Source organism: Chelativorans petroleitrophicus (assembly GCF_025398195.1).
Classification (GTDB): Bacteria; Pseudomonadota; Alphaproteobacteria; order Rhizobiales; family Rhizobiaceae; genus Chelativorans; species Chelativorans petroleitrophicus.
In genome coordinates this window covers 188410-200942 of sequence record NZ_JAODNV010000007.1, presented here as the reverse complement: position 1 = coordinate 200942, position 12533 = coordinate 188410, and the positions used below count along the sequence as shown (strand labels likewise).

The window sequence follows — 12533 nt, the reverse complement described above, 5'->3', positions numbered from 1 at the left end:
ATAGACATATAAGCTAAAGTCTAAACATAAGGCAGGCAAGAGCAGCGATGAAGCGTCTCCTGTTAATTGAAGCCCGGCTGGCAACCATGGTTCCTGGTGGCGAGCCCTATGGCCTCATTGATGACGCGGCTGTCGCTGTAGAGGGCGGGCGAATCGCCTGGGCTGGTTCCCGGGCGGACATCCCGTCGGAATGGGCCGGGGCGGAACGGATGAGGCTGGGAGGCCGGCTCGTTACGCCTGCGCTGATTGACTGCCACACCCATCTCGTCTTCGGCGGAAACCGGGCGCGCGAATTCGAGATGCGCCTCAACGGCGCGACCTACGAGGAAATCGCCCGGGCTGGGGGCGGCATCGTCTCGACCGTTTCAGCCACCCGCGCCATGAGCGAGGACGAGCTTGTAGTGGCGGCGCTGCCGCATCTCGATGCGCTGATTGCCGAAGGCGTCGCTACGGTGGAGATCAAGTCCGGCTACGGGCTTTCCATCGAACATGAGCTCAAGATGCTGCGCGCCGCGCGCAGGCTTGCCGCAATGCGCAACGTGCGGGTGAAGACCTCCTATCTCGCCGCCCATGCCGTTCCCCCCGAATTCAAGGGCAGGGCGGACGCCTATATCAACGAAGTCGTCCTGCCGGGACTGGAAGCCGCCCATGCCGAAGGCCTTGCGGATGCCGTGGACGGTTTCTGCGAAGGCATCGCCTTCTCGCCGGAACAGATGGCGCGGGTGTTCGACAAGGCCCGGGCCCTTGGCCTGCCCGTCAAGCTTCACGCCGAGCAGCTTACCAGCCTCGGTGGGGCAAAGCTCGCCGCCCGTTATGGAGCCCTGTCGGCGGACCATCTGGAATACCTGGACGAGGAGGGCGTTGCGGCCATGGCGGCGGCTGGCACTGTGGCAGTGCTGCTTCCGGGGGCCTTCTACACGCTGCGCGAGACGCGTCTTCCGCCTGTGGAAAGTTTCAGGCGGGCAGGCGTACCGATCGCTGTGGCGACTGACTGCAACCCCGGAACATCGCCGCTCACCTCGCTGCTTCTGTCTCTCAACATGGCCTGCACCCTCTTCCGCCTGACGCCGGAGGAAGCGCTTGCCGGCGCCACCCGGGAGGCCGCCCGCGCCCTGGGCCTCGCCGCCGAACTGGGCACGATCGAGCCCGGCAAGCGCGCCGAGCTCGCCGTCTGGGACACCGAGCATCCCGCGGAGCTTGCCTACCGCATCGGCTTCAATCCGCTTCACCGCCTCATTGCGGGAGACGCGGCATGACGCTGGTCATCATGCCTGGCAACGTCACCATCCGGTTGCTGGAGCGCATCTGGCGCGAAGAGCTTCCGGTGCGTCTGGACCCTTCCTGCCATCCGGCAATTGAGGTTTCCGCGCGGCGCATAGCGGAGATCGCGGGCGGGGAAGCGGCGGTCTACGGCGTCAACACCGGGTTCGGCAAGCTGGCCAGCGTGCGCATCCCCGCCGCGGATGTCGCCACGCTTCAGCGCAATCTCATTCTCTCTCACTGCTGTGGCGTAGGAGAGCCGCTCGATGTCGGGATCGTGCGCCTCATCATGGTGCTGAAGCTGATGTCGCTCGGGCGTGGTGCTTCTGGCGTCCGGCTGGAGATCATTCGGCTTCTGGAGGGGATGCTCTCACGCGGCGTCATCCCCGTCATCCCCGAAAAGGGTTCGGTCGGCGCGTCGGGCGACCTTGCGCCGCTCGCCCATATGACGGCGGTGATGATCGGCGAGGGCGAGGCCTGGCATAAAGGCGAACGGCACTCTGGCCGGAGGGCCCTGGAAAGGGCCGGGCTCGAACCCGTGACGCTTCAGGCCAAGGAAGGACTGGCGCTCATCAATGGCACCCAGGTCTCCACGGCGCTGGCGCTTGCGGGGCTGTTCCGCGCCCACCGGGCGGCGCGCGCGGCGGTGATCACCGGTGCGCTGTCCACGGACGCGGCAATGGGTTCCTCCGCGCCCTTCCATCCTGAAATCCACGCATTGCGCGGCCACAGTGGCCAGATCGACACCGCGGCAGCTCTCTGGAAGCTGCTCGAAGGGTCGGAGATCCGCGAAAGTCACCGCGAGGGCGACGAGCGTGTGCAGGATCCCTACTGCATCCGCTGCCAGCCGCAGGTGGACGGTGCCTGCCTGGACTTGCTGCGCCAGGCCGCACGCACGCTCGAAATCGAGGCCAATGCAGTCACCGACAATCCGCTGGTGTTGTCCGACGGTTCGGTGGTCTCCGGCGGCAATTTCCATGCAGAGCCGGTCGCGCTCGCGGCGGACCAGATCGCGCTTGCGATCTGCGAGATCGGCTCGATCGCCCAGCGGCGCATCGCCCTGCTGGTCGATCCTGCGCTCTCCTTCGGCCTGCCGCCGTTCCTTACGCCCAGGCCGGGGCTCAACTCCGGCCTCATGATCGCGGAGGTGACCTCGGCGGCGCTGATGTCGGAGAATCGGCAGCTGGCCCATCCCGCCTCGGTCGATTCCACGCCGACCTCGGCCAATCAGGAAGATCACGTCTCGATGGCCTGCCATGGGGCGCGGCGGCTCCTTGCTATGACGGAGAACCTTTTCGACATCATCGGCATCGAGGCGCTCACCGCCGCGCAGGGCATCGACCTGCGCGCGCCCCTGAAGACCAGCCCCGAGCTGCAGAAGGCGCACGCGGCCATCCGCGCCGTGGTGCCCGCACTTGGAGAGGACCGGTTCATGGCATCCGATCTCGAGGCGGCCATCGACCTGGTGCGTTCGGGCCGGCTCAACGCCAGCGTCTCGCCAGGGATCCTTCCCGAATTGAGGAGCGAACCATGAAACCCGTGGAAGTGGTCGAGGGCACGTCGCCCATCATCCTGGGCTTTCCGCATACGGGAACCCATGTCCCGGAAGACATATGGGCGCGGCTGAACGACGAGGGGCGGCGCCTGCGCGACACCGACTGGCACATTCACCGGCTCTACAGCGGGCTCCTGGCTGGCGCGACGACCGTGCGGGCAACCTTCCATCGCTATGTGATCGATGCCAACCGCGACCCCACCGGCAAGAGCCTCTACCCCGGACAGAACACCACCGGCCTCGTGCCGCTGACGGACTTCGACAATCAGCCGATCTGGCGGGAAGAGCCGGACGAAGAGGAGATCGCGCGGCGGCTCGCCGCCTTCCACCGGCCCTATCACGAGGCCCTTGAGGCGCAGATCGAGCGCGTGAAGAAGCTGCACGGGATTGCGGTGCTGTACGACTGCCATTCCATCCGCTCGCGCTGCCCCTTCCTGTTCGAGGGCACACTGCCCGACTTCAACATCGGCACGGACGGCGGCCGCACCTGCGCCCCCGCCTTCGAGCGCGCGACGGTGGAAATCTGCGCGGCTGCCGACGGATATACCCATGTTGTCAATGGCCGTTTCCGCGGTGGCTGGACCACCCGCCACTACGGCCGTCCGCAGGAGGGCATGCACGCCATCCAGATGGAGCTTGCCCAACACACCCATCTCGAAAGCGAGAGCGAGCCGTTCGCCTACGATGAGGAGAAAGCCGAGCGCCTGCGCGTCCATCTGAGGGCAGTGCTCGAGCGGCTGGAGGAGATTGCCCTTTCCATGAAAGAGGAAACACGATGACCAATCCGCGCCACAATGTCCGCGAGGTGAGAGCGCCCCGCGGCACCCAACTCAACGCCAAGAGCTGGCTCACCGAAGCGCCGCTGCGCATGCTCATGAACAACCTCGATCCCGACGTGGCGGAGAATCCGAACGAGCTGGTGGTCTATGGCGGCATCGGGCGGGCTGCGCGCACTTGGGATGATTTCGACCGCATCGTCGCGACTCTCAAGACCCTGGAGGAGGACGAAACTCTGCTCGTCCAGTCTGGCAAGCCGGTGGGTGTGTTCCGCACGCACCCCGACGCGCCGCGCGTGCTGATCGCCAACTCGAACCTCGTGCCGCACTGGGCGACGTGGGACCATTTCAACAAGCTCGACCGCAGAGGCCTGATGATGTACGGCCAGATGACCGCGGGCTCGTGGATCTACATCGGCTCGCAGGGCATCGTGCAGGGCACCTACGAGACCTTTGTCGAGGCGGGCCGCCAGCACTACGGGGGCAACCTCCGGAACCGCTGGATCCTTACCGCGGGCCTGGGCGGCATGGGCGGCGCCCAGCCGTTGGCAGCAGTGATGGCCGGGGCGAGCTGCCTTGCCATCGAGTGCGACGAGAGCCGCATCGATTTCCGCCTGCGCACCCGTTATCTCGACGAGAAGACGACGAGCCTGGACGAGGCGCTCGCCATGATCGAGCGCTGGACGAAAGCCGGCGAGGCGAAGTCGGTCGGGCTTCTGGGCAACGCCGCCGAAATCCTGCCGGAGCTGGTTCGCCGCGGCGTGCGGCCCGACATCGTAACCGACCAGACCTCAGCGCATGACCCGATCAACGGCTATCTGCCTAAGGGATGGACGATTGCCGAGTGGAAGGGAAAGCGCGAGAGCGATCCGAAGGCGGTGGAGACAGCCGCCCGAGCCTCCATCCGCGAGCATGTGGAGGCGATGGTCGCCTTCTGGAAGAAGGGCATCCCCACGGTCGACTACGGCAACAACATCCGCCAGATCGCGAAGGAAGAGGGCTTTGAAGAGGCCTTCGCCTTCCCTGGTTTCGTGCCGGCCTACATCCGCCCGCTTTTCTGCCGCGGCGTTGGACCATTCCGCTGGGCTGCCCTTTCCGGCGATCCTGAGGACATCTATCGCACCAACGAGAAGGTGAAGGAACTGCTGCCGGACAACAAGCATCTTCACAACTGGCTCGACATGGCACGTGAGCGCATCGCCTTCCAGGGCCTGCCGGCGCGGATCTGCTGGGTGGGGCTTGGCGACCGGCACCGCCTTGGCCTCGCCTTCAATGAGATGGTGGCAAAGGGTGAGCTGAAGGCGCCAATCGTGATCGGCCGCGATCATCTCGATTCCGGCTCCGTCGCTTCGCCCAACCGCGAGACCGAGGCCATGAAGGATGGCTCGGACGCGGTTTCCGACTGGCCGCTTCTTAACGCGCTCCTCAACTGTGCCTCGGGCGCGACTTGGGTTTCGATCCATCATGGCGGCGGTGTCGGCATGGGCTTCTCGCAGCATGCAGGTATGGTGATCTGCGCCGACGGCACGGAGGCCGCCGCGCGCCGCCTCGAGCGCGTGCTGTGGAACGATCCGGCGACCGGCGTCATGCGCCACGCCGATGCCGGCTACGAGGAGGCTCTCGAATGCGCTCGCCAGCACAGGCTGAACCTCCCGGGCATTTTGACCTGATACCTGAAACCAAGAGAGGGGAGTTACCCACGTGAGCGAGATCGCAACAGCCACCCAGAGCCCCCGCGGCTTTGCGCTGTTTAGGCTGATCGCCTACAGCGCCATCGGCATTTTCATGTTCTTCGTGCCGATCACCATAGGCGGCAAGTCGACCATTCCTCTAGATCATGCCGCCACGGCGGTCACCACCTATGCCTATCCCTTGGCTGTGGTGTTCGTCTGCCTGCTCATCCTCTACGGGGCCATCGCGCCTTTCGTGAAAGGGACATGGAAGTCGAACCTGACCGAAAAAATCTTCTCATTCCTGCGGCTGCTCGGTCTCGTTCTCGCAGGCATGTACCTGGCAAAGGTCGGTCCGGCCGCTCTCTTCGAGCCGGACATTCTGCCCTTCCTTTTCGACAAGCTGGTTCTCTCCGTCGGCCTCATCGTGCCGATCGGCGCGCTCGCTCTAGCCTTCTTGATCGGCTACGGTCTGCTGGAGTTCACGGGCGTGGTCGTTCAGCCCATCATGCGTCCCGTGTGGCGCACGCCAGGCTGGTCGGCCATCGATGCGGTCGCCTCGTTTGTCGGCAGCTATTCGCTTGCCTTGCTCATCACCGATAGGGTTTTCAAGGAAGGCAAGTACACCGTCCGCGAGGCCGCGATCATTGCCACGGGCTTCTCCACAGTGTCGGCCACCTTCATGATCATCGTTGCCCGCACGCTGAACCTGATGGGCTCGTGGAACCTCTATTTCTGGACCACGCTGATAGTGACGTTCATCGTCTCGGCGATCATGGCCCGCCTCTGGCCGATTGCGCAGATGGACCATCCGGTGGATCGCGATGCGCCGCTGCCTGCCGGACGCAACCGCCTCCAGGCAGCGGTTGATGCAGGTCTCGATCAGGCGGCCGCGGCAAAGTCACTGCCAGCGATGCTGCGCGACAGCTTCATCGATGGGCTCAAGATGGCCTCCCTCATCTTGCCGAGCATCATGGCAGTCGGCCTTCTGGGGCTGCTGGCCGCCAAGTACACGCCGATTTTCGATATCCTCGGCTACCTGCTTTACCCGTTCACCTGGGTCGCGCAGCTTTCGCAGCCGATGCAGGCGGCGGGCGCTCTCGCCTCTGGCCTTGCGGAGATGTTCCTGCCTGCGATCCTACTGCAGGAAGCCTCGCTGGACGTGAGGTTTATTGCGGCGGTTGTTTCGGTCAGCCAGGTGCTGTTCCTGTCGGCCTCCATCCCCTGCGTGCTCGCCACCTCCATTCCGCTCACGATGAAGGACCTGCTTATCATCTGGTACCTGCGCACGGCGTTAAGCATTGTCATCACGGCGCCGATTGCCTGGCTTGCAGTTTCGCTCGGCTGGCTCTCCTGACAGGAACGCCAGGTTCTTCCTTCTGAGGAATGGCGGCGGGAAGGTGGCTCCTTCCCGCCGCAGATGCTTTTTGCCTCGGATGCAGGGGCATCGCATGCTCATTCATCCCCGCCGCGCTTTCGCCAGTCCCGGCCGCTTGTTATTGAGGGTTGTAAAGTTGTCACGCAAATCGCTTAATGGCTCCGGCCTGCGAGGATGAATCATGCGTTATGCAATCTACTACACGCCGGAACGGGACGATCCGCTGACAAAGGCGGCGGAGCGCTGGCTGGGCCGCAGCGCTTTCGGAGGGCAGGAGACGGGGCCGAACGCCGTTGGCTCTTTATCCGCCGCCGAAATCGCCTTCCATACGGCCGCGCCACGCCGTTACGGCTTCCATGCCACACTGAAGGCGCCGTTTCGCCTTGCCGAGGGCAGGAGCGAGGCTGAACTGGTCGCCGCGCTCGACCGTTTCGCGGCCGAGCGCGAGCCGTTCTTGGTGAAGCGTATCCGGCTGGCGCGGCTGGACGACTTCTTCGCGCTCGTGCCGGCTGAGCCCTCCCCCGAACTCGACCGGCTGGCTGCGGATGTGGTCACCGCCTTCGAGCCTTTTCGCGCGCCGCTCTCGGCGGAGGAGATTGAGCGCCGCAATCCCGACAGCCTTTCGCCGGCTCAGCTTAAAAATCTCCACAAATGGGGTTATCCTTTTGTCTTTGAGGAGTTCCGTTTCCATATGACACTAACGGGGCGAGTTCCGGCTGACGAGGCCGGGCGCATGGAGGCTGCCATCACATCCTTCTTCGAACCGTTGCTTCAGGAGCCGCTGAAGGTTTCTTCGCTGGCCCTGTTCGTAGAGCCGGAGCCGGGCGCCCCGTTCCATGTAAGGTCCATCCATGCGACGGGCGGCCGACGCGAAAGGAAGACTGCTTAAATATGCCGCACGAAACCGCTCTGAAAAATGCCCGTATCGTGCTGGCCGACGAGGTTGTTCTGGGAAGCCTCTCGATCCGGGACGGCTGCATTGCGGATGTGACGGAGGGCGTCACGCAAGGCGGGGAGGACATGGAGGGCGACTTCCTGCTCCCGGGTCTCGTCGAGCTGCATACGGACAATCTGGAACGGCATTATTCGCCGCGCCCGAGGGTGCGCTGGCATCCGGTCGCCTCCGTGCTCGCGCATGATGCGCAGGTGGCTTCCTCCGGCATCACGACCGTGTTCGACGCGCTGCGGGTGGGCCTTGATGAGGATGCCGATGTGGAGGCGCCAGAGGTACGCAATCTCGCCAATGCCATCGAGGAGAGTATGGCGAACGACCGTCTGCGCGCCGACCACTTCATCCATCTGCGCTGCGAGGTCTCGGCATCGGACTGTCTTGAGGGGTTTGCGCTGTTCGAAGACGACCCGCGCGTGAAACTTGTCTCGCTCATGGATCACTCGCCGGGACAGCGGCAGTTTACCGATCTCGAGACCTATGCCTCCTACTACAAGGTCAAGATGAAGCTGTCGGACGAGGAATTCCGGCGCTTCTGCGAGCGGCGCATGGGCGAGTCGCAGAGAAATGCAGGGCCGAACCGGCGCGCCATCGCGCAGGCTGCGCGTGCGCGCGGCATCATTCTGGCAAGCCATGACGACGCGACGCGGGAGCATGTGGCGGAGGCCGCCGCCGACGGGGTGCGCGTGGCCGAATTCCCGACAACCGCCGCGGCGGCCCGGGCCTCGAAGGAAGCCGGAATGGCCGTGCTGATGGGTGCGCCGAACGTGGTGCGCGGGGGGTCGCACTCCGGCAATGTCTCCGCCCGCACGTTGGCGCGTGCGGGTGATCTCGACATCCTGTCATCGGACTACATTCCCTTCAGCCTTCTGCAGGCCACCTTCTTTCTCGGCGAGGTCGTTGAAGGTATTTCGCTTCCGCAGGCGGTGGCGAAGGTGTCGAAGAATCCGGCGGAGGCCGTGGGCCTTACGGACCGCGGCGTGATCGAGCCGGGCCGGCGCGCCGATCTGGTGCGCGTGCGGCTGGACGGGGACATTCCGGTGGTGCGCACCGTCTGGCGCGAGGGACGGCGGGTTGCCTGATGAGCGCCTATCCGGTCGAACGCGCGGCGGATGAAGCGGGCTACCCCATAAAGCAGGGTGTGTTCGTGGCCGTGGCTGGGCCTTCCGGCAGCGGCAAAGATTCGCTGATCGCCTATGCTCGTGACCGGCTGGGGCACCTTCACAACGATATTGTGTTCGCCCGGCGTGCCATCACCCGCCCCGCTTTGCCGGGAACGGAAGAACACGACACGTTGAGCAAGGCCGATTTCGAGCGCGCGAGAGCCGCAGGCCGCTTCGCCCTTTCCTGGTGCGCCAACGGGCTTTCCTACGGTCTTCCCGCAAGCCTTGATGACGAGATGCGCGCGGGGCGCGTGGTGGTGGCGAATGTCTCGCGCGCCGTCATCCCCCAGCTAGGCGAACGCTATGCGCAGGTCGTGCCAGTGATCGTCACCGCGCCGCGCAACGTGCTTGCTCGGCGGCTGTCGAGCCGCGGCCGGGAGACGATGGAAGAAGTGCTCGCAAGGCTGGAGAGAAGCGAGGCGGGCACGGTTCCCGTGCCCGGCGCGATCGTCATCGACAATTCAGGATCGCTTGAGGAAGCGGGAAACCGCTTCTTGGAAATCCTGCGCAAAGCTGCCGCCTGGAGCGATACTTGTGATAGGGTTTGATGCGGCAGCGATTGGGCCCGTCGCGGAAATCTCATAGTCACGCACCCGGACGTGCCTTATCTGGCCCAATGCAGCCATTATTGCCGCAAGTCGACGGTTCCCATTCATTATCTATTTCTAGATAGCCATTATACTCGACAGTGATTCTCCCCGTATGGGTTCAGATCCAATAGGGTAAAGTGATGTTGCGTGCCTATTTTCTTTCGATTTCCTTCCTGTTTTCCCTCGCTTTGGCGAGTTTTCCTGCCGCTCATGCAGCCAGCTTCGATTGCGCAAATGCAAAGGAGCCGGACGAGATCGCCATCTGCAGCTCGCCGGCACTTTCCAGGCTGGATACAAAAATGGCCGCGCTCTGGTTTTCCTATGAAAAGATTCCGTTTTTGATGGGCGTCAGCGCAGAGCGTGCGGAGGAGGCCGAGGCCTTTCTCGAGCGCCGCCGTGCGTGCGGCGCGGACGAGGATTGTCTGCGCACAGCCTATCAAGAGCGTATTCGCATGCTCGAAAGGGCCATCGAGAGCTGGATGAAAGATCAGGCAAGTGCGGATGGCGCGGCGCGATCCTGGTCGCCCGCCGTGCTGCCCGAAGCCGTCCGGACGGTTGCCGAGGGTTATCGGGACGAGTGCGCGCAACTCGGCGGCACGCTTGAGGAGGGCTTTGACCAGCCGCTGGTCATGACCGGCGATCTGGATGGAGATCGTCTGCAGGACTTCGTGCTCAATCCGCAAAACATGCAGTGCAGCGCTGCCGCGACTGCTTTCTGCGGCAATGGTGGATGCGACATCCGGCTTGCCCTCTCGATCCACGACTATGCTCAGCCGGTTGAAATTCTGGGCGGAGCACCCGCACTCAAGCAGAACGAAGCTGGCACCGTCCTCGATGTCTGGGTCGATGACACGAATTGCGCGGAGATGAAGGAAGAGGGAGACGCCTGCCTTGCCCGCTATTACTGGAAAGACGACAAGCTCGCCATCTCCTACATGAGGCGCGATTACGCGGATTGATCAGGCTGGGCCGGCTGGTGGCTGCTTGCTCTCTGGCCACCACCGACCTTCACAAATCCGCTCGTCCCCGGCTAAAGGCTCTAGGTATCTTCGGGCGGGTGCACCCATGAAAGAAAGGGAAATGCAGCCCTCATGGCTTGAGACGGCGGCCGGGCGCCTGCGCCGCAATCGTGTCCTGCTTGCCGCTGCGGCTGCAAGTCTGCTGGCCGTGGACCTGTTTCTGGGCGGGCGGGGCATAGCCGCCATGCTTGCGGTTGCCTTTGTTCTTGCCGTAGCCGTCCTCCTGCCCGAACGGGAGGGCGAGGGCAAGCCGAACGCAACTGGCCGTAACGGCACGGAGCAGGCGGGCGCGCTTTCGGCTGTTGACCTCGCCGCTGTCGTGCAGGACCCGCTCTATATTTTCGACCGGACCGGCGCGGTGCTTCATGCCAACGAGGCGGCCACGCTCGCTTTCGGCCCCATCGCGCCAGGCGGGTCCCTGCAGCTCAAGTTCCGCGCGCCGGAAATACACGCTTTCATCGGCCACGTGCTCGAGGGCAAGGAGGCGCCGCCCGCCATCGACTATATCGAGCGCGTGCCGTTCGAGCGCGCCTATCGCGTCGCGGCCATGCCTATTGGCGGGGAAGGCGGCCTCTATGTCCTCCTCTTCAGGGACCAGAGCGAGGCGCGGCGGATAGACCGGATGCGCACGGATTTCATCGCCAATGCCAGCCACGAGCTGCGCACGCCGCTTGCGTCCATTGCCGGCTTCATCGAGACATTGCGCGGCCCTGCGCGCAATGACGCGAAGGCGCGCGACAATTTCCTGCAGATCATGCAAAAACAGACCGCGCGCATGGCGAGACTGATCGACGACCTGCTGTCACTGTCCCGGCTGGAGGCAAAGCCTTATGTGAGGCCGACGGAGCGGGTCGATTTGGGCCGTCTGCTGCGGGAAGTGAGCGACTCGCTTTCGCACCTCGCCACCGAGACCGGCGTCGCTATTAAACTCGATCTGCCCGAAGCGCCGCTCGAGGTGACGGGCAATCGTGACGAGTTGGTTCAGGTGTTCGCAAACCTGCTCGAGAACGCTTGCAAATATGGCAGCTCAGGCGGACGGGTAACACTCCAGGCCCGGCGCGAAAAGCCTGGCGCGGAAACGGCCGTTACCGTCACCGATTTCGGACCCGGTATCCCCCAGGAACATATTCCGCGCATCACCGAACGCTTCTACCGGGTCGATGTGGAGACCAGCCGGGCGCAAAAGGGCACCGGCCTCGGGCTTGCGATCGTCAAGCACATCCTCACTCGGCACGGCGCGCGTCTGTCCATACGTTCGAAAGTGGGCGAAGGCTCCTCTTTCACGGTGTATTTCCCGCCCGGATGAAGGAGGACGGAAGCTTTCGGCTCATTGTTGGCCCCGGGACCCGCCGGCCTATTTCTTTTTCCTGCCATGCCGGTAGCCTAATGACGTGATTGATTTGCTCGCGGGGACGTGAACCGATGCCAGGCCAGAATATCAGGCGCTCGTTCGATCAGGAGCTGCGCTCGCTCGCGAACCAGATCGGCGCGATGGGCGGCCATGCCGAGCGCATGGTGGAGCAGGCCGTGGGGGCACTGGTGAGCGGCGATACGGAACTGGCCAGGATCGTCATCGAAAACGACGCCTTCCTCGACCTCAAGGAGCGGGAGATCGGCGAAAACGCCGTCGCTATCATCGCCAAACGCCAGCCCATGGCGGGCGATCTGCGCGAGATCGTCGGCGCCATCCGCATTTCCAGCGATCTGGAGCGTGTGGGGGATCTGGCCAAGAACATCGCAAAGCGCGTGGCGGCCATTGCCGAGGTTCGCCAGCCCACGCAGCTCTTTCGCGGCATCAGCGCGCTCTCGGACCTGGCGCTCGCCCAGCTCAAGGAAGTGCTTGACGCCTATGCCTCGCGTTTGCCGGACAAGATCAGCTTCGTGCGGGACCGCGACGAGGACATCGACGCCATGTACACTTCGCTGTTCCGGGAACTTCTCACCTATATGATGGAAGACCCGCGTAACATCACCGCCTGCACGCATCTCGTCTTCTGCGCCAAGAACATCGAACGCGTCGGCGACCACGCCACCAACATCGCCGAGACGGTCTATCACATCATCACCGGCGCGACTTTGCCCGCCGAACGCCCCAAGGAAGACATGAGCCATCGGGTGACGGCGCCGGGATCGGTGCAGAAAGGCGGCTAGGCCTATTGTCCACGCCTTTGCA

11 protein-coding genes are annotated in these 12533 nt (G+C 64.0%); all 11 read left to right on the top strand.

The genetic code is table 11. The features are described from left to right. The first annotated feature begins 47 nt into the window (after window positions 1-47). The 11 genes from hutI to phoU all read left to right on the top strand — a co-directional run bounded on the left by hutI (window position 48) and on the right by phoU (window position 12511). Window positions 48-1256, top strand: coding sequence for an imidazolonepropionase (gene hutI / locus NYR54_RS07090; RefSeq protein WP_261514904.1), 1209 nt, complete (start codon window positions 48-50; stop codon window positions 1254-1256). Next, window positions 1253-2794, top strand: a complete 1542-nt coding sequence (hutH, locus tag NYR54_RS07085; RefSeq protein WP_261514903.1) for a histidine ammonia-lyase — start codon at window positions 1253-1255, stop codon at window positions 2792-2794. Before hutI ends, hutH begins: the two co-directional genes overlap by 4 nt. Further along, complete coding sequence (gene hutG / locus NYR54_RS07080; RefSeq protein ID WP_261514902.1) at window positions 2791-3594, top strand: N-formylglutamate deformylase; 804 nt, start codon at window positions 2791-2793, stop codon at window positions 3592-3594. The genes hutH and hutG overlap by 4 nt, the downstream gene beginning before the upstream one ends. After that, a complete protein-coding gene (gene hutU / locus NYR54_RS07075; RefSeq protein WP_261514901.1) occupies window positions 3591-5261 on the top strand; it encodes a urocanate hydratase in 1671 nt (556 codons plus the stop codon). Before hutG ends, hutU begins: the two co-directional genes overlap by 4 nt. A 31-nt stretch (window positions 5262-5292) precedes the next feature. Beyond that, entirely contained in the window at window positions 5293-6618 is a 1326-nt protein-coding gene (locus NYR54_RS07070) for a YjiH family protein (RefSeq protein WP_261514900.1), read from the top strand. 202 nt (window positions 6619-6820) lie between these two features. Beyond that, entirely contained in the window at window positions 6821-7528 is a 708-nt protein-coding gene (locus tag NYR54_RS07065; RefSeq protein ID WP_261514899.1) for a DUF1045 domain-containing protein, read from the top strand. 2 nt (window positions 7529-7530) lie between these two features. Beyond that, complete coding sequence (locus NYR54_RS07060; RefSeq protein ID WP_261514898.1) at window positions 7531-8670, top strand: alpha-D-ribose 1-methylphosphonate 5-triphosphate diphosphatase; 1140 nt, start codon at window positions 7531-7533, stop codon at window positions 8668-8670. Continuing rightward, window positions 8667-9299, top strand: coding sequence for a phosphonate metabolism protein/1,5-bisphosphokinase (PRPP-forming) PhnN (gene phnN, locus NYR54_RS07055; protein ID WP_423738585.1), 633 nt, complete (start codon window positions 8667-8669; stop codon window positions 9297-9299). Before NYR54_RS07060 ends, phnN begins: the two co-directional genes overlap by 4 nt. 182 nt (window positions 9300-9481) lie before the next feature. After that, entirely contained in the window at window positions 9482-10300 is an 819-nt protein-coding gene (locus tag NYR54_RS07050) for a lysozyme inhibitor LprI family protein (protein ID WP_261514896.1), read from the top strand. 106 nt (window positions 10301-10406) lie between these two features. After that, on the top strand, window positions 10407-11666 hold the full coding sequence (locus tag NYR54_RS07045; protein WP_261514895.1) for an ATP-binding protein: 1260 nt from the start codon (window positions 10407-10409) through the stop codon (window positions 11664-11666). A 116-nt stretch (window positions 11667-11782) separates the two neighbouring features. After that, window positions 11783-12511: a phosphate signaling complex protein PhoU gene (phoU, locus tag NYR54_RS07040; protein WP_261514894.1), complete on the top strand. Its 729-nt coding sequence runs from the start codon at window positions 11783-11785 to the stop codon at window positions 12509-12511. The last annotated feature ends 22 nt before the right edge of the window (window positions 12512-12533 follow it).

Coding starts and splice junctions, on each gene's coding strand:
- hutU (WP_261514901.1), top strand. CDS start 3,591: ATGACCAATCCGCGCCACAATGTCCGCGAGGTGAGAGCGCCCCGCGGC.
- hutG (WP_261514902.1), top strand. CDS start 2,791: ATGAAACCCGTGGAAGTGGTCGAGGGCACGTCGCCCATCATCCTGGGC.
- hutH (WP_261514903.1), top strand. CDS start 1,253: ATGACGCTGGTCATCATGCCTGGCAACGTCACCATCCGGTTGCTGGAG.
- phoU (WP_261514894.1), top strand. CDS start 11,783: ATGCCAGGCCAGAATATCAGGCGCTCGTTCGATCAGGAGCTGCGCTCG.
- hutI (WP_261514904.1), top strand. CDS start 48: ATGAAGCGTCTCCTGTTAATTGAAGCCCGGCTGGCAACCATGGTTCCT.
- NYR54_RS07050 (WP_261514896.1), top strand. CDS start 9,482: ATGTTGCGTGCCTATTTTCTTTCGATTTCCTTCCTGTTTTCCCTCGCT.
- NYR54_RS07045 (WP_261514895.1), top strand. CDS start 10,407: ATGAAAGAAAGGGAAATGCAGCCCTCATGGCTTGAGACGGCGGCCGGG.
- NYR54_RS07060 (WP_261514898.1), top strand. CDS start 7,531: ATGCCGCACGAAACCGCTCTGAAAAATGCCCGTATCGTGCTGGCCGAC.
- NYR54_RS07065 (WP_261514899.1), top strand. CDS start 6,821: ATGCGTTATGCAATCTACTACACGCCGGAACGGGACGATCCGCTGACA.